Annotated in this window: 26 protein-coding genes; 7 read left to right on the top strand and 19 right to left on the bottom strand. The window is 43.2% G+C overall.

Annotated elements, in window-relative coordinates:
- Nucleotides 1-35: 35 nt before the first annotated feature.
- Nucleotides 36-1,067 carry a rhodanese-related sulfurtransferase gene (locus J1N09_RS09120; RefSeq protein ID WP_265199850.1) on the bottom strand — a complete coding sequence of 344 codons (1,032 nt, stop codon included), beginning with the start codon at nt 1,065-1,067 and terminating at the stop codon, nt 36-38.
- A gap of 162 nt (nt 1,068-1,229) precedes the next feature.
- Between J1N09_RS09120 and recA the strand changes: the two genes are divergently transcribed.
- From recA to J1N09_RS09105, 3 genes are all read left to right on the top strand, one after another.
- A complete protein-coding gene (gene recA / locus J1N09_RS09115) occupies nt 1,230-2,237 on the top strand; it encodes a recombinase RecA (protein WP_265199849.1) in 1,008 nt (335 codons plus the stop codon).
- Nucleotides 2,238-2,361: 124 nt separating this feature from the next.
- Nucleotides 2,362-2,892, top strand: a complete 531-nt coding sequence (locus J1N09_RS09110; RefSeq protein WP_265199848.1) for an RNA polymerase sigma factor — start codon at nt 2,362-2,364, stop codon at nt 2,890-2,892.
- Nucleotides 2,893-2,898: 6 nt separating this feature from the next.
- Nucleotides 2,899-4,488, top strand: coding sequence for a porin family protein (locus tag J1N09_RS09105; protein WP_265199846.1), 1,590 nt, complete (start codon nt 2,899-2,901; stop codon nt 4,486-4,488).
- A gap of 83 nt (nt 4,489-4,571) precedes the next feature.
- Here the strand turns inward: J1N09_RS09105 and J1N09_RS09100 are convergent, their stop codons facing one another.
- Complete coding sequence (locus J1N09_RS09100; protein ID WP_265199845.1) at nt 4,572-5,312, bottom strand: lysophospholipid acyltransferase family protein; 741 nt, start codon at nt 5,310-5,312, stop codon at nt 4,572-4,574.
- Between the two features lie 104 nt (nt 5,313-5,416).
- On the opposite strand from J1N09_RS09100, the gene trpS reads away from it, so the two are divergent.
- Complete coding sequence (trpS, locus tag J1N09_RS09095) at nt 5,417-6,385, top strand: tryptophan--tRNA ligase (protein WP_265199843.1); 969 nt, start codon at nt 5,417-5,419, stop codon at nt 6,383-6,385.
- Here trpS and dprA read toward each other — a convergent pair.
- A complete protein-coding gene (gene dprA, locus J1N09_RS09090; RefSeq protein WP_265199842.1) occupies nt 6,382-7,488 on the bottom strand; it encodes a DNA-processing protein DprA in 1,107 nt (368 codons plus the stop codon). The two genes, trpS and dprA, sit on opposite strands and share 4 nt — an antisense overlap.
- Before the next feature lie 71 nt (nt 7,489-7,559).
- Between dprA and J1N09_RS09085 the strand changes: the two genes are divergently transcribed.
- The 3 genes from J1N09_RS09085 to J1N09_RS09075 all read left to right on the top strand — a co-directional run bounded on the left by J1N09_RS09085 (nt 7,560) and on the right by J1N09_RS09075 (nt 12,072).
- A complete protein-coding gene (locus tag J1N09_RS09085) occupies nt 7,560-8,546 on the top strand; it encodes an SPOR domain-containing protein (RefSeq protein ID WP_265199841.1) in 987 nt (328 codons plus the stop codon).
- Nucleotides 8,547-8,611: 65 nt separating this feature from the next.
- Entirely contained in the window at nt 8,612-9,124 is a 513-nt protein-coding gene (locus J1N09_RS09080; RefSeq protein WP_265199839.1) for an acyl-CoA thioesterase, read from the top strand.
- Between the two features lie 206 nt (nt 9,125-9,330).
- Nucleotides 9,331-12,072, top strand: coding sequence for a S8/S53 family peptidase (locus J1N09_RS09075; protein WP_265199838.1), 2,742 nt, complete (start codon nt 9,331-9,333; stop codon nt 12,070-12,072).
- Between the two features lie 64 nt (nt 12,073-12,136).
- Here the strand turns inward: J1N09_RS09075 and J1N09_RS09070 are convergent, their stop codons facing one another.
- The 16 genes from J1N09_RS09070 to J1N09_RS09000 all read right to left on the bottom strand — a co-directional run bounded on the left by J1N09_RS09070 (nt 12,137) and on the right by J1N09_RS09000 (nt 25,216).
- Entirely contained in the window at nt 12,137-13,369 is a 1,233-nt protein-coding gene (locus tag J1N09_RS09070; protein WP_265199837.1) for a murein hydrolase activator EnvC family protein, read from the bottom strand.
- Nucleotides 13,366-14,145, bottom strand: a complete 780-nt coding sequence (locus tag J1N09_RS09065; RefSeq protein WP_265199836.1) for a DUF4292 domain-containing protein — start codon at nt 14,143-14,145, stop codon at nt 13,366-13,368. The genes J1N09_RS09070 and J1N09_RS09065 overlap by 4 nt, the downstream gene beginning before the upstream one ends.
- On the bottom strand, nt 14,146-15,516 hold the full coding sequence (locus J1N09_RS09060; RefSeq protein ID WP_265199835.1) for a tetratricopeptide repeat protein: 1,371 nt from the start codon (nt 15,514-15,516) through the stop codon (nt 14,146-14,148).
- Nucleotides 15,513-16,529 (bottom strand): sugar phosphate nucleotidyltransferase, encoded by a 1,017-nt coding sequence (locus J1N09_RS09055; protein WP_265199834.1) that lies wholly within the window; start codon nt 16,527-16,529, stop codon nt 15,513-15,515. Before J1N09_RS09055 ends, J1N09_RS09060 begins: the two co-directional genes overlap by 4 nt.
- A gap of 25 nt (nt 16,530-16,554) precedes the next feature.
- Nucleotides 16,555-16,989, bottom strand: coding sequence for a dUTP diphosphatase (gene dut, locus J1N09_RS09050; RefSeq protein ID WP_265199833.1), 435 nt, complete (start codon nt 16,987-16,989; stop codon nt 16,555-16,557).
- Nucleotides 16,986-18,446, bottom strand: coding sequence for an oligosaccharide flippase family protein (locus J1N09_RS09045; protein ID WP_265199831.1), 1,461 nt, complete (start codon nt 18,444-18,446; stop codon nt 16,986-16,988). The genes dut and J1N09_RS09045 overlap by 4 nt, the downstream gene beginning before the upstream one ends.
- 12 nt (nt 18,447-18,458) lie before the next feature.
- A complete protein-coding gene (locus J1N09_RS09040; RefSeq protein WP_265199830.1) occupies nt 18,459-18,950 on the bottom strand; it encodes a hypothetical protein in 492 nt (163 codons plus the stop codon).
- A 122-nt stretch (nt 18,951-19,072) separates the two neighbouring features.
- Nucleotides 19,073-19,942, bottom strand: a complete 870-nt coding sequence (gene atpG, locus J1N09_RS09035) for an ATP synthase F1 subunit gamma (protein ID WP_265199829.1) — start codon at nt 19,940-19,942, stop codon at nt 19,073-19,075.
- Between the two features lie 23 nt (nt 19,943-19,965).
- Nucleotides 19,966-21,540: a F0F1 ATP synthase subunit alpha gene (gene atpA / locus J1N09_RS09030; RefSeq protein ID WP_265199828.1), complete on the bottom strand. Its 1,575-nt coding sequence runs from the start codon at nt 21,538-21,540 to the stop codon at nt 19,966-19,968.
- 38 nt (nt 21,541-21,578) lie between these two features.
- Nucleotides 21,579-22,118, bottom strand: coding sequence for an ATP synthase F1 subunit delta (atpH, locus tag J1N09_RS09025; RefSeq protein ID WP_265199827.1), 540 nt, complete (start codon nt 22,116-22,118; stop codon nt 21,579-21,581).
- Between the two features lie 6 nt (nt 22,119-22,124).
- Nucleotides 22,125-22,619, bottom strand: a complete 495-nt coding sequence (locus J1N09_RS09020) for a F0F1 ATP synthase subunit B (protein ID WP_265199826.1) — start codon at nt 22,617-22,619, stop codon at nt 22,125-22,127.
- Between the two features lie 71 nt (nt 22,620-22,690).
- The gene (atpE, locus tag J1N09_RS09015) at nt 22,691-22,930 is read right to left on the bottom strand and encodes an ATP synthase F0 subunit C (protein ID WP_265199825.1); all 240 of its coding nucleotides are present in this window, start codon (nt 22,928-22,930) and stop codon (nt 22,691-22,693) included.
- Nucleotides 22,931-22,954: 24 nt separating this feature from the next.
- Nucleotides 22,955-24,076 carry a F0F1 ATP synthase subunit A gene (gene atpB, locus J1N09_RS09010; RefSeq protein ID WP_265199824.1) on the bottom strand — a complete coding sequence of 374 codons (1,122 nt, stop codon included), beginning with the start codon at nt 24,074-24,076 and terminating at the stop codon, nt 22,955-22,957.
- A gap of 69 nt (nt 24,077-24,145) precedes the next feature.
- Nucleotides 24,146-24,541, bottom strand: coding sequence for a hypothetical protein (locus J1N09_RS09005; RefSeq protein WP_265199823.1), 396 nt, complete (start codon nt 24,539-24,541; stop codon nt 24,146-24,148).
- Nucleotides 24,538-24,795 carry an AtpZ/AtpI family protein gene (locus J1N09_RS15540; RefSeq protein ID WP_414826844.1) on the bottom strand — a complete coding sequence of 86 codons (258 nt, stop codon included), beginning with the start codon at nt 24,793-24,795 and terminating at the stop codon, nt 24,538-24,540. Before J1N09_RS15540 ends, J1N09_RS09005 begins: the two co-directional genes overlap by 4 nt.
- Nucleotides 24,743-25,216 carry a bactofilin family protein gene (locus J1N09_RS09000; protein ID WP_265199822.1) on the bottom strand — a complete coding sequence of 158 codons (474 nt, stop codon included), beginning with the start codon at nt 25,214-25,216 and terminating at the stop codon, nt 24,743-24,745. Before J1N09_RS09000 ends, J1N09_RS15540 begins: the two co-directional genes overlap by 53 nt.

The raw sequence follows: 25,216 nt of genomic DNA, 5'->3' as shown, positions 1-25,216 counted from the left end.
TCTATGCCGTAAAGATACCAAAAATGTAAGAAGCCCTACTTCTTGAATTTCAGTTTTTCCGAACGGCCCTTTTTGAAGATCTTGTTACTGTTATGCTTGCCGCTTCTCAGCTTTTTTTGCTCTTCGTAGGGTAGATGAATTACATCCACACATTCCTGGCTGCAGCAGTTTTCCATCTTTTCGGCACACTCATCGCACTGTATAAACAACAGATGACAGGCCTCATTGGCACAGTTCACATGGGTGTCGCATGACTTTCCGCACTGGTGGCATTGTGAGATTATCTCTTCAGAAATGCGCTCTCCCCTCCGGTGATCGAACACAAAGTTCTTTCCTATGAATTTGTTCTCCAGGCCCTTGTTGTTAACCTGTCTGGCATATTCAATGATACCGCCTTCCAGCTGGAACACCTTTTTGAAGCCTTTATGTTTGTAATAGGCACTCGCCTTTTCACAGCGAATCCCGCCGGTACAATACATCACCAGGTTTTTGTCTTCTTTGTATTCTGAAAGATCTTCTTCGATAATGGGCAAGGAATCGCGGAAGGTATCCACATCCGGAGTAACGGCTCCTTTGAAATGACCGATCTCGCTTTCGTAATGATTTCGCATATCGACCAACACTGTGTTTGGATCCTCGATAAGCTCGTTGAAACGTTCGGCATTTACGTGAACTCCTTTATTCGTTACATCGAAGGTGTCGTCGTTAAGGCCATCGGCAACGATCTTTTGCCTAACTTTTACCTTGAGTTTCAGAAAGGATTTCAGGTCTTGCTCGATCGCGATATTCAGGCGGACGTCCTTCAGAAAATAGATCCCATCAAGAAATTCTTTGAATTTCTCAAAGTTCCCGGCTGGCACGGAAAGCTGAGCATTGATCCCTTCATTGGCCACATAAATACGCCCAAGCACTTCCATCTCATTCCATGCGATGAAGAGGTGATTCCTAAATAGTTCAGGGTTGCCAATTTTGGCATATTGATAAAAAGAAAGAGTAAGCCTGTCCTCCCCGGCTTCTTCCAGCAAAGCAGCTCTTTCCTTTGCACTTAAAGTATTGTACAGTTGCATGCTATACGTTGTTTTTAGTGAAAAGATAGTTGTTAATAAGGGCGTAAAATTACTGTTTTACTTCATGTTAACAAAAAATAAGGAGGCCCCGTTTTTGAAGTTGCTACGAACATAAAGAAATAGTACCTTAGCCTACTGACTCCCTAATAAAATCTTAGTACAATGAGTAAAGAAAAAGACGCAAAATTAAAAGCATTAAAACTTACCCTGGACAAACTTGACAAAACCTACGGAAAAGGAACTGTCATGAAAATGGGAGACAGCGCTGTGCAGGAAGTGGAAGTGATCCCTTCAGGTTCTTTAGGCCTGGACCTTGCACTGGGAGTTGGCGGTTATCCCAGGGGGAGAGTTGTTGAAATTTATGGCCCTGAGTCTTCAGGAAAAACCACACTTACCCTGCATGCCATAGCAGAAGCACAGAAAAAAGGCGGAATTGCAGCTTTTATTGACGCTGAACATGCATTCGACCGTTATTACGCTGAAAAGTTAGGCATCGACATAGAAAACCTCATCATTTCACAACCGGATAACGGGGAGCAGGCCCTTGAAATAGCTGATAACCTTATCCGGAGTGGGGCCATCGATATCATAGTTGTAGACTCGGTTGCCGCACTAACCCCTAAGAGTGAGATCGAAGGTGAGATGGGTGACAGCAAAATGGGACTGCATGCACGTTTGATGTCTCAGGCACTTCGTAAACTTACCGGATCGATAAGTAAGACCAACTGTACGGTGATCTTTATCAACCAGCTTCGCGAAAAGATCGGTGTGATGTTTGGAAATCCTGAAACCACTACAGGAGGTAATGCATTGAAATTTTACGCCTCTGTACGTTTGGACATCAGGAGATCTACACAGATCAAAGATTCAAACAGCGAGGTTAGAGGAAATAAAACCCGTGTAAAAGTGGTAAAAAACAAGGTGGCCCCACCTTTCAAGACTGCCGAATTCGATATTATGTACGGCACCGGAATCTCTAAAGTAGGTGAGATCATCGACCTTGGTGTGGATTATGAGATCATCAAAAAAAGCGGTTCCTGGTTCAGTTATGATGATACCAAATTAGGTCAGGGAAGAGATGCTGTGAAAACCCTTCTTCTGGACAACCCCGAACTCATGGACGAACTGGAACAAAAAATCAAGGAAGCCATTGAAGCTGTACAGGCATAATCTTTCGTATACAACGCAACCATTTTAATCCTGAAACATCTACAGCGTGTAGAAACCTCGGTTAATCCGGTTGCTACTTTCAAAGTTTAGAAAAGTATAGCATCAATTAATCAAGGTACTGCGTTTGACTTTAGAGGAGCTCATAATACAATGTAAGAAGCAGAATGCCACAGCGCAAGCGGAACTTTATAAGCGGTACTCGAATACGCTGTTCTCGATCTGCCTGAAGTATTCTCCCAATTATGCTGAAGCACAGGATAATTTGCAGGATTCCTTCATTACAATTTTCAAACGTATAGAGCAATTCAAAGGAAAAGGTTCTTTCGAAGGCTGGATCAAGCGGATTACCGTGAACACCGCCCTTCAGAAGTACAGAAAAAAACGCGCCTTTGACATAACAAATGAGGATCAGATAGAAGATGAAGACGTCGAGGTTGAGGATACTTCCCTGCCATTGGACTTTCTTCTGAAGATCATCCAGGAATTACCGGACCGATACCGAATGGTTTTCAACCTTTATATTTTGGACGGTTATTCACATAAAGAGATTGGCGAAATGTTAGGAATTAGTGACGGAACGTCTAAATCTAACCTGGCACGAGCGCGAATGATATTAAAACAAAAGATAGAAATCTATAACAAAGAGCAGTTGTAAGCAGCGATGAAGGAAAAAAAGCAAATAGATAAGCTTTTTCAGGAACGCTTCCAAAACTTTGAGGCGACTCCTCCACCAGACGCATGGGCCAATATTGAGGCTGAGCTTCGGAAGGAGAAGAAGGACCGCAAAGTAATTCCACTTTGGTGGAAAGTTGGAGGTGTAGCCGCATTACTCGCATTGCTGCTTACAATTAGTAATTCGGTTTTCGACTGGGGATCAGACAACACCCAAATTACCGAAGAGGATAAGATAGAAAACACTACCGACCTTGAAAATATGGATAAGGATACCATCCTTACCGAAAAAGCCATTGAAGATACCGATGTTGCTTCTGATACAGAAGAAACCGATGAGCTGGAAAATGTAGAGAACGACCAGAAGGTATACACAAACAACGAATCGAAGGATGCGATCATCAAGACCGATAAATCGGTTGAGTCCGCTGTTACCAGTGAAGATCCGGATTCTAAATTAAAGAAGAAGTCGGAGATCAAGGACCCTATCATTCGTGACAAGAAGATAATTACCGATCCTGTGGTAAGAGATGCTGTTGCGAAGGAAAATTCAGAAGAAAAGAAAACTGAAGTTGAGAAAAAGGATCTCCTCAAAAAAGATCCTAAGGAAATAATAGACCGCAAAGTTGTAGAGACTGAAAAAGTTGCCACAGAAGAGGTCAATAAGAAAGAACTCGAAACAAATCCCTTGATCAAAAAAGGTGCTCAAATAAAAGATGCGAAAATAGAAGAGGCTGTAGCGAAAGAAGAGGCTGATGAAGTGAAAGAGGCTGCAGAAGAAGAGAAGAAATCTATCTTCGACGCTATTGAGGAAAACAAGGAAGTGGAAGAAGCCGTGGCAAAGGAGGAATCTCCCGGAGATCGTTGGGAAGTTAGTCCTAATGTAGGTCCTGTGTATTACAGTTCCTTCGGAAATGGTTCTTCTATCGATCCTACTTTTGCAGATAACTCCCAATCCGGAGATGTTAATTTCAGCTATGGAGCCGATGTGAGTTATGCAATTTCAGACAGGTTAAGCCTGCGTACAGGTATACACAATGTCAATTTGAGTTATAGTACCGGTGACATTGAACTGGGAACCGGTCCGGTGAGTGCAGCACTGCGCTCTATAGATTACGGCAACACGGGTGGTGAAGTACTGACTGCCGTAGATAAAGGTACTATAAGGCCAGCACCGGAAGGTGGATTTGGAGATATTCGTCCAAAGTCTACTGGGGCTGAAGCCTTTATCAACCAAAGCATTCGCTATTACGAAGTTCCTATGGAGCTTAAATACGCACTTGTTGATAATAAGTTTGGCATCCACATGATAGGTGGTTTCAGTACATTATTCCTCGGGGATAATGAAATCGCGGTGGAAGCCGGTGATTTCAGTAGTGTACTGGGCGAAGCCAATAATTTGAATTCTCTTAGCTTCACGACCAATGTTGGTCTGGGCTTCGATTATAAAATCTCCCGAAGGTTAAAGTTTAATATTGAACCTATTTTCAAATATCAGCTTAACCCGTATTCAGACTCCACGGTAGATTTTAATCCATTTTTTATGGGAGTCTATACGGGATTAAGTTTTAAGTTTTAGGTTAGTTTTTTAGTTGGTTAGGTTTGGAGATACCAAACAGACAATGAAGAGAAAGCCGTCCTTTTCGCCATAGGACGGTTTTTTTATTTTAGTGAAGGAGCCATTAACTCGTCCAGGATTATCTTCCGAACCTGCACTTTCAGCATTCGTTTATCTTCTATTTCAAGAATAGCGGTAGGTATCTCGTTATGAATCCTCACCCGGAGTTTTCCCGGCCCACCTGAAAAGAAGATGTAAGAGAATCGCTTCTTGTTATCGTGAAATGTCATTGGGATCACCGGAATACCGTGTTCGATGGCCAGGCGGAAGGCGCCATCCTTAAACTCGTCCAGGATGATCTTTTCGTCGGGCACGCCACCTTCAGGGAATATACAGACACTTAATCCGCGATTCAGTTTATTTTGAGCCATTTCAAAAACTTCACGCCTGCTCCGGGCATTGGCGCGATCTACAAGAATAGAGGTTCTTTTGTAAAAGAATCCGAATAAGGGAATCTTAGCCAGTTCTTTCTTCCCAACAAAAACGAATGGATTCCGAGAAAGGTAGAGCATGAGCATGATGTCTGTCATTGACGTATGATTGGCCACGAGCATATAGCTCTTGCCTTTCTTGATCTTCGTATCTCTCTTCACCACCGGGATGAGTCCCATTCCGAAGAGAATGAACTTAGCCCAGATCCTGGCTAGCCGAAAGAAAAACGGGTACCACTTTTCGTAGGCTATACTTACAAGGAGGACAGGGAATAGTATAATAATGGGAAGAACCACCAGTATATAAAACCAGATCCTGTAAAAGAGGATAAAAATATTTCGGAAGAATCCCATAGATGACCAAAAATAGTGAAATGCCTGAATCAAATACCTTAAATGATTTAACTTTGCGGAAATTTCAGAAGAAATAACGTATACTCCTTTTTCAAGGTAAATCTATGGCACGAATTCTCACAGGCATACAAAGTACGGGAACCCCTCACCTGGGAAACATTTTAGGCGCAATTCTACCGGCGGTCCAAATGGCAAACGATCCCGAAAATGATTCCTACCTTTTCATCGCGGATATGCACTCGCTTACGCAGATAAAAGATCCTGAATTGCTTCGCGATAACACTTACAGTACAGCGGCAACCTGGCTTGCTTTCGGACTGGATACCGAAAAGACGGTGTTCTATCGGCAAAGCGATATTCCGCAAGTAACCGAACTCACCTGGTACCTCAGCTGCTTTTTCCCTTATCAACGTCTAACACTTGCGCACTCGTTCAAAGATAAAGCAGACCGATTGGAAGATGTGAATTCCGGGTTATTTAGCTACCCAATGCTTATGGCTGCAGACATCCTTCTTTACGATGCAGATATAGTTCCTGTAGGGAAAGATCAGCTACAACACCTTGAGATGACACGCGATGTCGCCAGTCGTTTCCACGCCAAAATGGGAGAGACCTTTGTACTGCCCCAGGCGAAGGTCCAGGAGGACACAAAGCTGGTGCCCGGAATAGACGGGGCTAAGATGAGTAAGTCGAAGAATAATATCATTGATATATTCCTGCCCGACAAAAAACTTCGGAAGCAGGTAATGAGCATACAGACTGATAGCACTCCTTTGGAAGAACCCAAAGACCCGGATACATGCAATGTATTCGCCTTGTATAAATTGATCGCTTCGGAAGAGGAAGTAGCCGAAATGCGAAACAACTACCTCGCGGGTGGTTACGGCTATGGCCATGCCAAACAAGCACTTTACGAGGCGCTTTTAGGTAAATTCGAACAGGCTCGGGAACGATACGCTCACTTCATGAACAACAAAAACGAGCTTGAAGAAATTCTTACCTCTGGGGCCAAAAAAGCCAAAGTTGTGGCAGATGATGTGCTGTCCAGAACCCGCAAAAAGCTGGGCTATTAAGTAAGCTGAAACTGTTTTCCAGGCAGCGGTTGAACAAGGCCTTTCATTTCGAGATTGAGCAGTATAGAAGCTGTTTTATACGTGGGTAATTGGCAACCTAATGCGATAATATCCAGTATTTCTTTTCCTTCCTGCCTCAGGTAACTCACTACTTTTTCTTCCTCTTCGGAAAGTGAAACAAAGAGTTCTGTTTGAACAGGTTGTTGTTTCTTCGTGTCCAGATCCCATCCCAGCAGATATATAAGATCCGCCGCGCTTTCGATCATTTGCGCCTGTTGCGTTTTTATCAGGGCGTTACACCCTTTGCTGAAATTATCGGACGCTTTTCCGGGAAATGCGAATACATCACGGTCATAGGAATTCGCGATATCTGCAGTGACCAGGCTACCTCCTTTTTCAGCAGATTCCACGACGATGGTAGCTTCACTCATTCCTGCGATGATTCGGTTTCGTTTTAGGAAATTTTCTCGATTGAAAGCATCATTGCTCCAGAACTCCGTGAACAAACCCCCGTTATTGAGAATGGCCGACACATACTTCTCGTGTACCCTAGGATAGATCTGGTTCAACCCATGGGCCAGGCATGAGATCGTTTGCAATCCGCTTGCCAGGGCAGCCTTATGAGCAATAATGTCTATCCCATAAGCGAACCCGGATACGATCACTGGGTTGAGAACCGCTAGTTCGGAAACCAGCTTTTCGCACATGGTAGCTCCATAAGTAGTGGCATTCCTCGTCCCTACTATACTGATAATTGGACGATTTTTAAGATTAAAGCTTCCCTTTGTAAAGATCAGTAAGGGTGCATCATAACACTGCTTGAGTAGATTGGGGTAATCCTCATCTTTAAAATGAAGAACAGAAATCTCGTTCGAATGGATAAAGGCTAATTCTTCGTCCGCAAGGTCGAGTATGATCTTTGGATTAAACTCTTTGAGTCGGAAGGACGTGATCCCTTCTATTTTAAGTAAGTTCTTCCTACTTTCTTTAAAAACTCCTTCGGCCGAACCTACGTGATGGATTAGTTTCTTTACTGAAGTATCACCAAGGTTCGGAACACGCTGTAGCGCCAGCAAATGGCGCAATTCGATTCTACTAAGCATTCCGGTACAACTAATTGGGGAGCCTTCCAAAAATACAACAATTTCAGGTTGTTAATAAAATCGTACACGGGATGTTGATATGCACTGAAAAAACCTATAAGTTTGTTTTAATGCAATTGGAAACCTACATCAAGGATCTATTATATCGGTACGAATGTGTGATCGTTCCTGGATTTGGTGCCTTCTTAACGAATTTTCGTTCAGCTACCATTGACAAGGATACGCATACCTTCCACCCACCGGCCAAATTGGTTTCTTTTAATCGGCAACTTCAAACCAATGATGGTTTACTGGCCAATTATATCGCGGCCGCCGATAGTTGCAGCTATGAAACGGCCCTTCAGCGAATTCGTAGCTTTACCTCCAGGTTGTCTCAAAAACTGAACGACGGAAATATGATATCCATGCAGGGTATTGGTGATTTTCAGTTGAACAAAGAAGGTTCGGTTCAATTTGTGCCTTCCAGTTCAGAAAACTACGACACGGCTTCATTTGGCCTCACAGCTTTCGTTTCTCCGGAAATAGCACGATCTGCCGAACAGCATGCCCAGGCTTCAAGAGAGAAAGAGCCCGCTCCTTTATTGTTCGCGCCTGGTAGGCGAGTTGTTGTGCCTTACATGAAATATGCTGCCATTGGCTTGATAGCTATCGCGTTAAGCAGCTTAGGCGGTATGAAGATCTACGAAGGCAATGTTCAGAAACACAATTTTTCCGAAAAGGAGAAAGCCGATCTCAGGGTAGAGAACGACATTCAGGAAGCTACTTTTATCATTTCAGATCCTCTTCCAGCCATGAACATCAGTGTTCCTAAAGAAACGGGGCGATATCACATAGTGGCTGGAGCCTTCAGAATTGAGGATAACGCCTTTAAGAAATTAAAGCAATTGACGGCAAAAGGATATTCTCCTAAACTGATTGGTAAGAATCGATACGGATTACACCAGGTGATATACAGTTCACACGTGGACAGACTTGATGCCCTGAGAGAACTTCGGTCTATCAAGAACAATGAGAACTCGGATGCCTGGTTACTTGTTCAGACGTTGGGTTCAGAATAATCAAATTATACTTTCCTTAATACGCATTCCATTAAAACAAATGTAACTTTGCAAAAATTTGTTTTATGGAAGTTAAGCATCCCGAAGATTCTAAGACTATAATTACAGATCTTGTTCTGCCCAGCGAAACCAATCCCATAGGCAATATGTTTGGTGGCGAATTGTTGGCCAGGATGGACAGAGCAGCCAGTATAGCAGCGAGGAGACACAGCCGACGTATTGTGGTTACAGCTTCAGTGAATCATGTTGCTTTCAGCAAAATGATCCCTTTAGGCAGCGTGGTTACTGTTGAAGCCAAAGTTTCCCGTGCATTTAAGAGTTCCATGGAAGTATTTATGGATGTTTGGATTGAAGATAGGGAAAGCGGAATGCGCTCTAAAGCGAATGAAGGTATCTACACTTTTGTAGCTGTTAATGAAATAGGTAGTCCAGTACCCGTGCCGGAATTAGTTCCACAAACCGACCTTGAAAAAGAACGATATAAAGCGGCGTTGAGACGAAGACAACTGAGTTTAGTTCTCGCTGGCAAACTCGAACCTCATAAAGCTACAGAACTAAAGGCTATTTTTGAAGAATAGTCTGAATGTTTCAGAATGGGCAGATAACCTTCAAGCCGAGGCAATTATCATTTTTTTCTTCATTCAAGGAATATTCGATTTTAACGATTTTTACTATGTTTTTTTTGTGACTTTTGAATATATTTGATGTTCTTAAGTAAAATTAGCACATTTAAGAACCATTCATTATTAAAATTCTAACTTTAAACTTTTCTAAAAAATCAACTATGAAAAAATTTACCTTTTTCTCGATTAGTCGGAAAAGTGTAAGTTTTTTGGTGTTAGCGCTTGCATGTACTTTTGCATTTGCCCAGAATCCTTACACAATCACGTTTCAGGATGAAACGATTGAAATGCCGGAAAACATCGACACGTTCCAATGGAACCAGATGCCGGAATCGGCTCATCTTCGTGACGGTTACATCGGGTGGATCCAGTTTTACGAAACTCCATCTCAAGCCGTACAAGACAATTTTGCAGCTAACGGTCTAGACTTGATTAGCTACATCCCAAAACACACTTATGTGTTCCGTTTCCCTCAAAATACGTCTGTTGCGTTTCTTAAGGACAACGGTGTTCGTTCTATCGTTCCTATCCAAGGCAGATTTAAACTGTCTCAGGACCTGAAGAACGGCAACATTGGAAACTGGGCTACAGACGGCAGCAACTATGTTGTTACCCTGCAGCACTATCCTTATGTAGATTCACAATACGTGATCACAGATCTTGCTTCTCAGCAAATTTCTGTAAGAACTGAGTATGCGGGATCCAACAATATCGATCTTGTTATTCCAAACGATTGCCTGGAAGAATTATCCAGTCAGCCATACGTTAAGTGGGTTGAAGTTATCACCGCTCCTTCTGTTAAGGATAGTGATAAGGGAAGATCAATCCACAGAGCAAACTTACTAGATACACAGACTCCTGGTGGAAATAACTTCACAGGTGAAGGTGTAGGTGTTCTTTGTCGTGATGACGGCCCAGTTGGTCCTCATATCGACTTCGAAGGAAGACACATGGGTCCATTAGGACAGACTGCAAACGGGCAGAGTCACGGAGACGGAGTTTCCGGTATCATGGCAGGTGCTGGTAACCTGGTTCCTGGTAACAGAGGAATGGCAGCCGGATCTGATCTATATGTAGTATTCTACAACTCTTCATTCCTTGATGCTGCTACAACGAACTTAATCAACAGTGGTGACGTTCAGGTGACAAACTCATCCTACAGTAATGGATGTAATGCAGGTTATACAACTGTTACTCAAACTGTGGATACACAATCGAACACAATTCCATCCTTATTGCATGTATTCTCTGCAGGTAACTCTAACGGACTTAACTGTGGATATGGTGCAGGAACTCAGTGGGGTAACATCACTGGAGGTCACAAGCAAGGAAAGAATGTTATCGCTACTGCAAACCTATTTGAAGATGGAGCTCTTGTAAGCTCTAGTAGCCGTGGTCCTGCGCATGATGGTCGTATCAAGCCGGATATCTCAGCTCACGGACAAGGACAGGTTTCTACAAACCAAAACCACGGATACCAGACATTTGGTGGTACATCTGCGGCCGCACCAGGTATTGCCGGTGTTTCTGCTCAGTTATACCAGGTGTATATGGATGCTAACGGTGGTGCGTTCCCGGACGGTGCGCTTATTAAAGCGGCCATGATGAATACAGCAAACGAATTGGGTAATGTAGGTCCTGACTTCAAATACGGATGGGGACTTATCAACGCTAACCGTGCTGCACAACTTATCCAGGATGGAAGATACCTTTCAGATAACGTAGCTCAAGGAAATTCGAACACACACAATATCAGCGTTCCTGCTAACACAACTCAGGTTCGTTTCATGGTGTACTGGTCTGATCCTGCGGCAACGCCAGGAGCAAGTCCTGCTTTAGTAAATGACCTTGATCTTGTAGTAACAGATCCAGGAAATACAACTCATCTTCCATGGGTATTGGATAGTACTCCAAATCCAACTGCACTTGATACTCCAGCGACAAACGGAGTTGATCGTCTGAACAATGTTGAGCAAGTATTACTTAACAATCCTGCAGCAGGAACTTACGAGGTTGAAATCACAGGTTTCGATGTGCCACAAGGACCTCAGGAATACTACGTTGTATACGAAGTTATCACAGACAACCTTGTGTTGACGTATCCAAATGGTGGAGAATCATTTAGCAATTCTGCTGCTTCTATCAGATTGCACTGGGATGCAGTTAATACTGCAGCCGGTTTCACGCTTGAATACTCATTGAACAATGGTTCAACGTGGAATAACATCGGAAATGCTTCTGCTTCTGCTTCAACATTCACATGGAGCCCACCTAGCGAAGTTAGTGGTGAAACTCTAATTAGAATCACAAGTGGTTCATACTCAGATACCAGTGATGACGTATTCTCCCTTGCAGAAATAGTGAGTGGAATAAATGTTATTCAGGTGTGCGAGACTGAAGCAACTTTCACATGGGCCGCTGTTCCGGATACAGAGGAGTACGATCTGTATCTTCTTGGTGACAAATACATGGAGGTAGCGGGTACTACAACAAATACCGAGATCACCGTACCAATTGCTGATGGAGAAAACGAAGATCTTTGGTATGCGGTTGTTGCTAGAAACGATACAGAGGGGTGGAAAACACTTCGTTCTGTTGCACGTTTCCATAGTGCCGGATTGCTAGACTGTAGCCCACTAGGGATCGACGATGCTACCTTAGGTAACATCACAATGTCTCCGAACCCTGCGAGTGAATTAGTAACTATTTCATTGGCAGATGCAAACTTCGGTTCATTTGAAGTAACTCTAACAAATATGCTGGGACAAACACTACAAAATGTAAGTGCTGAAGCTGGTGCGAATTCAACTACATTGAATGTTGCCAACTACAAAACCGGTATCTACTTTGTTACTATTGAAGTTGACGGACAATCTACTACCAAGAAATTGATAGTGAGATAACCGATATAAATTCAAATAAAAAAGGCAGCCAATTGGCTGCCTTTTTTTATATCTATAACCGAACCTACATTCGATACACCCAATCCGCAGGATTCATCCGTGTACTGTTCTGGTAAATAAGAAATTTAAGTACCGTCTTCCCGGATAATCCATTGGTGAATATAGTTCCTATTGCCTGCTTTGTTTTTACTTTATCCCCGGTCTTAACAGTAACCTTGTCCATGTTGTAATACACGCTGATATAACTTCCGTGTCGGATATAAACAGCTTTGGTTCCCTGCCGCGTTTTCTGGATCTGAAAGACCACACCATCGAATACCGCTCTTGCATTTGTGCTCTTTTCGGTAGCAATCTCAACTCCACTACTGAATGTAGTTACATTAGGAAGTTGAGGGTGTCTTTGGTTACCATATCTCCGTATTACAACCCCCTTTTCAACCGGCCATGGTAATTTTCCTTTGTTATTGCTGAAATTAGCAGCAAGCGCCTTAGCCTCAGCAGTAAGAGCGAAAGTCTCCACTGTACCTTTAGTTACTTTTGTTTCGCTGCTTTTATTGGATTCAGCAATAGCTGCACGAATAATGGCGTCTATCTGCCTGTCGATAGCATCCGCTTCTTTTTGTTTTGTGCGTATCTGACTGGCAAATTTTCCTTCATCCTTTCTCAAGGACGCTATCAATGCTTCCTGGTCTTTCTTTTCCTTTGCCAGTGTAACCCTGGTTCGCTTATTCTCATCGATAAGTAGCTGCTTTTGTTTTTTCTGCTCCAGCAATCCCGTATTTAGCAGCTGTAGTTGCTCAGTTTTCTCTTTAATTCGATCTCCCTGTGCTTTACGATGTTTGGCGTATTGTTTCATATACTGAAGCCTCTTATATGCTTGTAAAAAGTCGTCTGAAGATAGCAGAAACATTACTCTACTTTGCTGAGACTTGCTTCTATACGACTTCCGAATCATAGCAGCATAGTCTTCTTTCAGCGTTTTCAGTTCGTCTCGCAAGGACTCAATCTTCCGTAAGTTATCATTGATCTCCCGCGTAAGTAAGTTGGCTTGTTGATTAGTCACCCTGATGAGGTTCTCGGTGGCCCTGATACGTTGGTCCAGGTCTTCCACCTGGTTCAGTACCGATTTCTTTTCTCCCCTGGTCTTGAAGAGCAGAGAGTTGATCTGCTTAATCTCTTCGATGATCTGCTGACGTTTTGCTTCGAGTTCCTGTTGCTTTTTAGATTGGGCTTCTACACTTACTGAGCCTATCAGCACACAAAACAGAACCGTTATTATAATTCTCCAATTCGTCATTGGCTGAGGTCAATTTGTTCGTACCCGGAGGGTATTGAAAAGGGAAAGGAAATGGACACATCCAGGTCGATCTTGCGGTAGGTTACCTCTACTTTCGTCCGGTCTTCGCCTTCCGAAGTATTAATAAGAACTTCCGAAGGGAAATACCTCCCGTCTATCTGCTGGTAAGGACCGTAATTGACATTCAACTCCCTGTTGTCCCACGGCTGAGTTACGGATGCGGAAGCAACTTTAAAATTATCCGGATTCAAAAACAGGCTGTGAATGAAATTCTCCAACTGTCTCTTAGGCAATAAGCGGTATTGATTGTTCACTACTTCTGAAGTATAGGAGCTTTTATTGAGATCGAACATGGCTTGTCCCAGCAGTATGGCCTGGGTCTTTGCAAAATCGACTTCTGTCCCCAGCCATTTGCTCAGCAGGGTAAAATCTCCATCGAAATAGGTGTTCGATAATGTTTCATAGTATTGAACACTGTCGGGAGTAACCATCACTTTGGCGAGAGTTATTCCTAATAATGAAGCTTTTATCCAGATCTTTTCGTCTTTTTGCATTCGAAGACTTACGGTAATACTCTGAGATTTCTTCTCGTCTTCGTACTGCACCTTAATCCTTCCCGCGAGCGTTTTAAAATTAGGAGATGCATCGTTATGAGTTGCGATGATCTCTTTGGCCTGCAATCTGGTATTCGCCAATTCAGAACCACTAACCACCTTGGCTCCACGGCAGGAAAACAGCAGCAAAATGAGGACGATATTTAAAAACCAATGTCTCATCTAATTCGCAATATTTATTTCTGAAGCTCTTTTAGCATAGTTTGCCGACTTGGCTGCATCGCCTTTTTTGTCGAAAGCCATACTCAGCTGTTCATAAAAATCCTTTTCCATTTTCGGGTCATCCAGTAAATAATCGATTCCCGTCTCCAGGCTTTCGATTGCCTTGTCCGTTTCTCCCAACTGTATATTTGCGACCCCATTCATGAGGTAAAGTAAGGGCTGAGCCGGAAATATTTCCAGGGCTTCTTCACTGGATCTGGCCACATCCTCGAATTTCGAAAATTCGATTTGAAGCAACAAGGTATTCTTTACCAGGCTGTAATTGTCCGGGTCCTTTGTCATTCCCCTTTCATAGAATTGCAATGCTTTTTCTTTTTCTCCCTTGGCGACAAAGTAACCTCCCAGTTGTTCATATACCTGCCCGGAATTCTCTTCGCTAAATTCCTCCACCACGGCTTCCAACTGCGCTTCGTGTCCTGGGTTTTCTGCAGCGAAACCAATGAAGTCGCTCAACACCCTGTATTTTGCCTCCTTATCTACTTCAGAAGCAGAAAAAACAATGTTCATTGAGTTCAGCGCATTTTCAATATCTCCATCGTCCAAATAGAATTTATACAGTGCCAGGTGCACCAATTTTGAATCCGGCTGGTTGCGCAGCAATTCTTTTGCTGTTTCGAAGGCTTTTTCAGAATCTCCCTGTTCGCTGTACAGAAAGATGAGATTTAGATAATCCTGTTCCTTCTTTGGGTTCTTGTCTATATTCTCTTCAAGATTAGAGATCGCTCCTTCGGTATCTCCCGTAGCTTTGTATATCTGTCTGCGCAAGGCATTCCTCACGGCACTCTCGCCCCAGTCTTCATCTAGTTCGTCCAGTAGAGATAGCGCGTTTTCGTATTGTGAGGTAAGGCTATACAAATTCGCCAGGTCTTCACGATAATCACCATCGAACTTGATCAGCTTCTCCACTAACGGAATCGCAGCGTCATAGTCTTGTTCTTCGTAGTAGACGTCGTAAAGTGCTTCCAGCACATCCAATCGTTCTCCCTGGCTCGTCAACACTTGTTTGAACATGAGCTCCGCATCTTCGTACTGCTTAAGCTTAGCATGGTTCTTTCCCATTTCAAACTGAACCACTGCGGTATTCACAGGATCTCCTTTAGCAGCCAATTCCGCCTTTCTAAGAGACGCAAGGGCTAGCTCGTAGTTCTCTATACCTTTTTGCTTCAAGCCTTCGAAAAAATGATCCTGGAAGGCGTCACTTACATCCCCTAAGTCGTCTGTAGGAACATCCTCCTCCTGGGCATAGGTTTCTGTACTGCTTATAAATGAACCAGCAGCAAGAAAGATGAATAAGATGTACTTTAATTTCATTTCAATTCTGAATAATCACCAATGCTAATCGTAGTAAAGTTGCCATCGAAGGTGGCGTGATTTCCAATCATTGCATTGTCTAAGGTAGCGCTTTTAACTACTGCCTGTTTCTGAATTATACTATTCTTAACGGTAGTATCCTCAATTATTGTGCCTTCTCCCACAGATACATACGGACCTACGGTTGAATTTTTTAATTGAACGTTCTCGCCAATGTAGCAGGGTTCGATGATAGTAGCATTGTCCAGGACCACATTTTCCGAAACCAGTTTATGGCCATCTTCCGAAAGATACTTCAGCATTTTACCATTGGTTTCAACTGTCACCTCTTTGTTTCCGCAGTCCATCCACTCATCAACCGTACCTGTTTTGAATACTTTCCCATTGGCCATCATCCGCAAAATTCCATCATTGATCTGATATTCCCCTCCCTTGATAATGTCATTGTCCAACACATATTGAAGTTCTCGTTTCAGTACAACGATATCTTTAAAATAATAAATCCCAATTACGGCCTGGTCACTAACGAATTCGGCTGGTTTTTCAACCAATTCCACGATCTCGTCTCTTTCGTTTAGTTTAACAACGCCATATGCCTCGGGATTTGCTACCTTCTTAGTCCATATCACACTGTCGACTTCCTTGTCCAATTCAAAATTGGCTCGTATAAGCGTATCGGCATATGCTATCACGGCCGGTCCCGAAAGTGAGGGTTCGGCGCACATAATGGCGTGCCCTGTTCCCTTCGGAATTAATTGGCGGTAGATGCTGCATTTGGCCCCCAGTCCCGTTGCTAAATCTGTGAGACTCTCCACTACATCATCTCCGAAAAAAGCCGGATCACCAAGAATGAAGGCAATCTCCTCGATCTCTTCGTCGAGAATGGATGCTATATCTGTCACCAATTGATGAACAATAGGTCTTCCCGCTACGGGTATAAGGGGCTTCGGAATGGTTAAGGTATGAGGCCTGAGGCGAGAACCACGACCTGCCATTGGGACAATTATTTTCATAGATTGTATTTCTTAGTTCTTATGATCAGTTAACTCCTGTACTTCCAAATCCTCCGGCTCCGCGTTCCGTTTCGGATAATACTTCCACTTCATCCCAGATAGCACGTTCGTGTTTGGCAATGACCAATTGCGCGATTCGTTCACCGTTCTCAATGGTAAATGGTTCTTTTGAAAGGTTCACCAGTATCACACCAATTTCACCTCTGTAATCTGCATCTATAGTGCCCGGTGTGTTTAGTACCGTTATCCCTTTCTTTGCTGCCAATCCACTTCTTGGGCGTACCTGGGCTTCGTAACCCGCCGGGAGCTCAATAAAAAGTCCGGTTTTCACGATTGCGCGTTCGAGGGGTTGCAAGGTGGATGGTTCGGGGACATTTGCCCTTAGATCCATTCCTGCAGAAAAGATGGTTTCATAGTTCGGTAAGGGATGTTCGGATTTGTTTACGATACGTATTTTCATCTTTTTAATATTCTCTTGAGGTCGTTCTTTTCAGCAATTACTATCCAAAGCAAAAATACCAATAATAATGCTGTTCCTATGATTAAATTTCCATTGAAAACGTAGAAGGACAGGGCCGAAAATCCAATCGAAATAATTACATATGCTCCTATCTTTTTCAAGTTGTACGGTACGGCATAATTTCTCTGTCCCAGGATATACGAAATTACCATCATGCTCCCATAGGCAGCCAGGGTGGCGATAGCAGAGCCCTTATAGCTTATCAGCGGGATGAGAACAAGGTTTAACGCCAGGGTGATCACAGCTCCTATCACAGAGATAATGGCCCCGTAACGGGTTCTGTCGGTAACCTTATACCATACAGAAAGGTTGTGGTAGAGTCCCAGGCACAGATTGGCGAGCAATATTATTGGAACTATCACCAATGCCTCCCAGAACCTGGGGTCTGGTATCAGGACGCGTTTGAAAAGGTTGATGTAAACGATAACAAATAGCAGAATAGCACTGCCGAAAATGGCAAAATACTTCGTAATGGTAGCGTAGGTTTCCTTGGCGTTATCTTTTTTTGCATGATTGAAGAAAAACGGTTCGATTCCCAATCGGAAGGCTGTTGCAAAGAGCGTCATAAATACCCCTAACTTATAGCAGGCCGCATATACGCCAACCTCCGCTTCCGCTATATCCGAAGGTAGAAGGTAGTTCAGTAATATCTTGTCGAAGGCTTCATTAATTGAAAAAGCGATCCCTGCAATCAGCACCGGAATGGCGTAACGAAGCATCCCTTTCCAAATGTCGAGGTTGAAACTGAAACCAATTCGAAGGTACAAAGGAGACACGATCAATAAGGTAATTGCGCTGGCGATAAGATTCGCAATGAAAACATAGGCAACTTTTGTGTCCGTGAGCAGGATATTGTTCCAGAAGGAGCCTGGCGAGTCCTCTGCCAAGGGCGGCAGCACCAGAAAGAAGAACAGATTCAGGCCCAGATTGATCACTACGTTAAAGATCTTGATGAGGGCATAACGCATGGGCCTTTCATTGGCCCGAAACCATGCAAACGGAAGAACGGCCAGGGCATCCAGGGCAAGGATAAGCAGTCCATAAGTGATAAATTCAATCCTGAAATCGAGGAAGTTTGAAATCTGCTCCCGTAACAACAGAGTTGTTCCTAAAAACAATAAAGTGCTTACGCCAAGGGAAGTGAGGGCGGTTGACTGTACCTCCTTCTTCTTCTCTTCATGCTTGTTGATAAACCTGAAAAAGGCTGTTTCCATACCGTAGGACAGGACCACATTGCCCAGAATTAGGAATGCCATAAGTGTGGCATAGACTCCGTACTGTTCCTTCCCGAGAACGGAGACATATAAGGGCACAAGAACAATTCCCAGGGCACGTGGTAATACGGTGGCCAGTCCGTATATAAAAGTTTGCCTGAAGAGTTTTCTGAATACGCTCAAGGTATGTAGCGACTAGTTTTCGTTGTTTGGTTTAACGGATGGTAATGCAAGCATTTCTTCTTCTCGAATATCGGTGATCTTCGTATACCTAACAAAATTCCCATCCAGGAAACTAAGAACAGCTTCATTGTCATTCAATTTAAAAGGGAAAGGGGTTTTAGGTGTGTTTTTTGCCTCTTTCACTGGGTCGATATCCATGATAACATCTCGCCTGTTATTGTTTCGGAAATATCCTGCGAATTGGTTTCTTGTTTGAGGCGAAATTTGTGCTTTAGTTACCTGCTCTCTGAAATAAACCTTGTCTATGGTAACGTCCCGCGAGAATTCCACTAATGTAAAATGCACGTTGGTCCCGGAGCCACCATCAGGTACGCCTGCCACCCATTTCTGTGAATAGACATCGGCTACTTTAAAAGGCGGGTCAGGATATAGTACAATTTGTTCCTGATCATTTGTCTTCCCTCCCCCACAACTTGCGAAAAGGAGAAGGATACATGTTATCATCAACGGTTTTAAAATTGTGTTGTTCTCTTTCATGTGGAATGTAAATCAAAAGCCCTGCCATAAAGGTACAAAAAAGCCTTCCGTGTGAGGGAAGGCTTCTAATCTGTTTTTTAACTTTCGAATTAGCCTGCAAGTGCTTCTGCACCACCAACGATCTCAAGGATCTCACCGGTAATAGCAGCCTGACGAGCTTTATTGTACTCAAGGGTCAACGCATCTTTCATTTCAGAGGCGTTATCTGTTGCCTTATGCATGGCTGTCATACGGGCACCATGTTCACTAGCGATACTGTCTCTAATCGCTTTGAAGAGTTGCGTTTTCAAACTCTTCGGAATTAGCTCCTCAATGATTTTCTCCTTGTTCGGCTCGAAGATATAGTCGGCCACTGCGTTGCTATTCGAAGCATCCGATTCCGGCGGAAGAATCGGAAGAAACTGCTCGTTCATCACGATCTGCGTGGCAGCATTCTTGAATTTGTTATAAAGCAGAATGATCTTGTCGCAATTAGCGTCCGCATATTGCTTCATAAGGTATTCGGCTATCTCGGCTACATTATCGAATGATAGATCATCAAAGATCTGGTTGTTATTCTCGATAATAGTTTCTGTCTTGCTTAGAATATCGTTACCCTTCTTTCCGATGGTTACAAATTCCACCTGCTTAGCTGCATAATCTTCCGTAGCTGTACGCTTGGCCTCTTTGATGATATTACTGTTGAAAGCTCCCGCCAATCCACGATTTGAAGTAATGGCCACTACAAGTACCTTCTTCACTTCACGTTGATCAGCATAGGCCCCTCCACTATCCCCATCCAGTGTCGCGCTCAGATTTTGAAGCAACTCGGTGAGTTTATTGGCATAAGGCCTCATGGCAGTAATAGCATCCTGGGCTTTCTTCAATTTTGCAGCAGATACCATCTTCATGGCACTGGTGATCTGCATTGTTGAACCTACAGAAGAGATCCTATTACGTATTTCCTTAAGATTTGCCATCTTTTAGCGTATAATTTCGAATATTAGTACTGAGCCGCAAGGTCTTTGGCCACATTTGTAAGAGTATCGATCACATCGTCCGTGAGCTTTCCTTCTTTCAAAGTATCCAAAGTTTCTCTGTGCTTGGCATTCAGTAGTTCAAGATAATCTCTCTCGAATTTCTTTACTTTGTCAACCGGTACATTTCGTAACAAGTTCTTCGAACCTGCATAGATAATGGCTACCTGGTCTTCAACTGTGAACGGGTCGTTTTGCCCCTGCTTAAGGATCTCAACGTTTCGCTTACCTTTCTCAATTACGTTCATTGTAGCAGCATCAAGGTCACTACCGAATTTCGAGAAGGCTTCCAGCTCACGGTACTGTGCCTGGTCGAGTTTCAGTGTCCCGGCTACTTTCTTCATCGACTTGATCTGTGCACTACCTCCTACACGAGATACAGAGATACCTACGTTAATCGCAGGACGTACACCCGAGTTAAAGAGATCCGATTCAAGGAATATCTGCCCGTCTGTAATCGAGATCACGTTTGTCGGAATATAGGCAGAAACGTCACCCGCCTGGGTTTCAATAATAGGCAGGGCCGTTAATGATCCACCCCCTTTTACCTTATCTTTTAACGGCGCTGGAAGGTCATTCATGTTCTTCGCAATCGAATCATCATCGATTACCTTAGCTGCACGCTCCAACAATCTTGAGTGAAGGTAGAAAACGTCCCCAGGGTATGCTTCACGTCCCGGTGGACGACGAAGTAATAGCGATACTTCACGATAGGCAACCGCTTGTTTTGAAAGATCATCGTAAATGATCAAAGCAGGTCTCCCTGTGTCGCGGAAGTACTCCCCGATCGCTGCTCCTGCGAATGGTGCATATACCTGCATTGGAGCAGGGTCTGATGCATTTGCAGCAACAATAGTTGTATAAGCAAGAGCTCCTTTTTCTTCAAGTACCCTCGCAATGTTCGCTACCGTAGAAGCCTTTTGTCCTACTGCAACATAAATACAGTATACTGGCTCGCCGGCATCGTAAAATTCTTTCTGGTTGATAATGGTATCGATACACACAGTAGTCTTCCCTGTCTGGCGGTCACCAATAACAAGCTCACGCTGTCCTCTTCCGACCGGAATCATGGCGTCTACCGACTTGATACCTGTTTGAAGCGGTTCGTTTACCGGCTGACGGTAGATTACCCCAGGTGCTTTTCTTTCCAATGGCATTTCGAAAGTCTCACCGGCTATAGGTCCTTTTCCATCAATCGGTTCACCAAGTGTATTCACAACACGTCCAACGATCCCTTCACCTACATTGATAGAAGCGATACGCTGAGTACGTTTAACAGTAGCTCCTTCTTTGATCTCCGTATAAGGCCCTAACAATACAACCCCAACATTATCTTCTTCGAGGTTCAGTACAATTCCTTCCAATCCGTTCTCAAACTCTACCAATTCCCCGTATTGCGCATTGGCTAGACCATACACACGGGCAATACCGTCACCAACGGTTAATACCGTTCCCACTTCATCCAAAGAAGCGGAGGCTTCAAATCCTGAGAGTTGTTTCTTTAAGATTGCTGAAACTTCAGCTGGTTTTACTTCTGCCATTTTATTCTTGTTTTAGACCGGCCCCACAGGGCATAACCTTAATTTACTGTGAATTCTCTTTTAAGTTTATTCAAATTATTTGCGATACTCGCATTGTACTGAAGGTCTCCTATCCGAAGAATAAATCCTCCGATGATGGACTCATCAATACTACTTTCAAGAGTAACCGTGTTACTCCCTGTTAATTCTTTGACCTTGGCGAGCACCTGGTTCTCAATTTCTTGTGAAATTGGAACGGCAGTAGTTACGCTTGCCACTATGACTCCTTTTGCTTCATTGTACAACTGCACGAAGCTATACGCAACATCTCCTAATAAAGCGATGCGTTGATTTTCAACCAAAACGTTGATAAGATTGTGAGTGTTATCCGAAGTAGATTCGAAAATCTCAAGCAACGCCGCTCTCTTATCGGACGATTTAATTACCGGACTCTGGAGAACAGCTCGTAACTCTTTGCTCCCCTTCAGTGTTTCCGATACGGAATGCATGTCGCCAAAGACCTTTTCTGCTACCTTGTCATCCTGGGCCTGGTGAAGCACCGCCTTAGCGTATCGTATGGCTGCCTTTGATCCTTTCATTTAATCTTAGTTTAACTTGGCTTCGTCCAACATGTTTTCGACCAGCTTCAATTGCTTTCCTTTGTCCGCTAGTTCTGCTCTTACCACCTTTTCGGCGATATCAACAGACAATTCAGCTACCTGTCCTTTTAATTCAGCAATGGCTGCTTTCTTTTCATTCTCGATCGCAGCTTGAGCATTTACAATGATCTTGTCTGCTTTCACCTTTGCATCTTCTTCTGCATCAGCTATCATTTTGGCTCTGATCTCTCTGGCTTCTTTCAGCATTGCCTCACGCTCTACACGAGCTTCCTTTAAAATGCGTTCATTGTCTGCAGTAAGGTTTTCCATTTCTTTCTTGGCAGCTTCAGCAGAAGCAAGAGCCTCTCTAATTGATTGCTCCCTGTCGTTCACGGTACCTACGATAGGTTTCCACGCAAAACGCTTCAGAAGAAAAAACAAAACCAGGAACGAGATAAACGTCCAAAAAATTAAACCTACATCTGGAGTTACTAAATCCATTTTTTTATACTTTTTTCAATCTTTAATTAAACTGAAGAAACCGGCGCAACCAACCGTTGCGCCGTGTTTTCTTACTTTGCAATAAGTGCAACTACCACCGCGAAAAGTGCTACCGCCTCAACGAAGGCAAGAAGTACGATCGCAGAAGCCTGTATCTTCCCTTGCATCTCTGGCTGACGCGCAATTGCGTCCATTGCAGATCCACCGATTCTACCAATACCGATACCGGCACCAATAGCTGCTAAACCTGCACCAATAGCTGCAAAAGGAGCATAACTTACTACTTCCTGAATTAATGCTAAACTACTCATAGTGTTTATTTATTAAAGATTAAATTAATGTGCGTGTTCGTGTTCTTCCATGGCCGCTCCTATATATAGAGCAGACAGCATAGTAAAAATATAAGCCTGGATGGCGACAACCAACACCTCGATCACACTGATGAATACCGAGAAGAAAATCGAAACAGGCGAAATCCAAACGGTTCCAAAAATAAAGATCAGGGAAATAAGGCTTAATACAATAATGTGACCCGCCGTAATGTTTGCAAACAAACGAATCATCAGGGAAACAGGCTTAATGAATATTCCCGCAAACTCTATGAGTGCAAGGAATGGTTTCAAAAATACCGGCACACCGGGCATCCAGAAAATGTGAACCCAGTAATCTTTGTTTCCTTTAACCGTGGTAATGACGAAGGTGATCACCGCCAATACCATGGTAAATGCTATATTTCCACTCAGGTTCGCACTGAATGGGAAGAATGGGATTAACCCCATTAAATTGTTGATCCAGATAAAAAAGAAGAGTGTTAACAGGAATGGCATGAAGCGCGCATAGTGCCTTTCGCCAATATTTGGTCTTGCTACTTCATCGCGAATAAATACTACCAAAGGTTCGGTGAACTTTGCGATCCCTCTTGGCACACCGGAAGTATCATATTTTCTTGCGGATAATCCGAAGATCAACAGTAACAATACGATGGATATGAACATCGAGAAGACCAACTTGGTAATTGAAAAATCCATCGGGTGGGCGTTCGAGGGATGATCTCCCTCGCCCATCGTTAAATAGGCCCCAGATGCATTTGGCGCAGCAGCTGCGTAATAAATCTCTTCGTGGTATTTTACAAATTTTTGTCCGTCTTTTTCAACCACTACCGAACCGCTGTCGTCATGGTGGAACTCACTGGACATGAAGGTAACCAGACCATTCTCTGTCCAAAGGATCACAGGGAGTGGAAAAGAAATTGCGTGACCGTCCCAATCCATAATGTGAAAATCATGCGAGTCCTTGATGTGGTGCATGATCATTTCGGTTACATCAAACTCCTCATTTTCACCGGTTTCCGACTTGCTCGCCGGAGCATTCGAAGCAGCTAAAACCGGGTTGAACGAAAGGAGGAAAATCAGGCCTAGAATAAGGCTCCTAAAAGTGGTAAAATTGGAAGTTTTCAATATAGTGCTTTTGCGGTTCTGAAATTCGCTGCAAATGTACTAATAGTAAATGAATTGACAAATTATCTGCTAGTTTGTTTCCTCCTTTTTGAAAAAAACGTTCAGCTGGAAAATTTCGAATCCTAAAAACAAAAAATAAGGGATGAAAAAATTAATTACATCCACTACCGCGTTCTCAGATTTATCCGCGAACAAAGGAAGAAGAAATACGATAGCCAGAGCCATCTTAGAAACGGTGAGAATAAGGAATAAATTATAGGTCTTGGTGTAGCCTCTGGCCATTTGGATTCGGATTATTAAAAACAGCAGTAATACAAGCCCTGCATTGAAAAGGTAAATCACCCAGAGTGGAAAATAAAGTTTGATTTCAGAAAAGAAAGTATGAAAGATATAATAATGAATCCCTGCCAGTAACACCGTGTATCCAAACCATTTCAGTAAAAAATAGGGTAGGTCTTGTTTCATTTTTCTTTATCCTCTTTTTTTGAAAAATCCGTGACCTGTTTAATTACAAAGTACATAGCGATTCCCACTGAAAGCAAGCTACATATTACGGTAAATAAGGAATATTCGTTGGGATACCTCTCGTCCAGTTTAATACCTCCATACGTTCCCAGCAAAATGATCACGATCATTTGGAAAGCAATCCCCGAAAATCGGGCATAGCTATTTATTCTGCTGTTCCGTTTTCGGTTTTTGGATTCTTTGGGTTCTGTCAAAAGGATGATTTTGAGATTTAATATTCTCGTTCAATGCCTCCTGTAGGACTTCTGTTTTCTTCTCTGAACCTTTCATCACACAAGATGCGTTAAAGGTGGCTCCCGGTTCAACAGCCAATTTGCCTACTACCACATCTCCTGTGATCTTCGCGGTTGCCTTGAGTGTAAGGGTTCCGGTTACGTCCAACTTGCCGTCGAAAGTGCCTTCTATATCTGCGTTCTCGCACACGAGAGTCCCGGTGATTACACCTGTTTTACCTAGTACTACCTTGGAAGGAGTGTTCACATTTCCATCGATCTCACCATCGATACGGAAAAATCCTTTAGAGTGGATATCTCCTTTTAACTTGGTTCCTTCATTAATTCTGTTTTGGCTTGCTGTTGGTTCCATATTCTTCTTGTCTTTTTTGTCTGAAAACAT

This window comes from Aureitalea sp. L0-47, from assembly GCF_026126405.1.
Lineage (GTDB): Bacteria > Bacteroidota > Bacteroidia > Flavobacteriales > Flavobacteriaceae > Pukyongia.
Note: the sequence above shows the minus strand (reverse complement) of the source record. Positions and strands in the feature narration are given on the sequence as shown.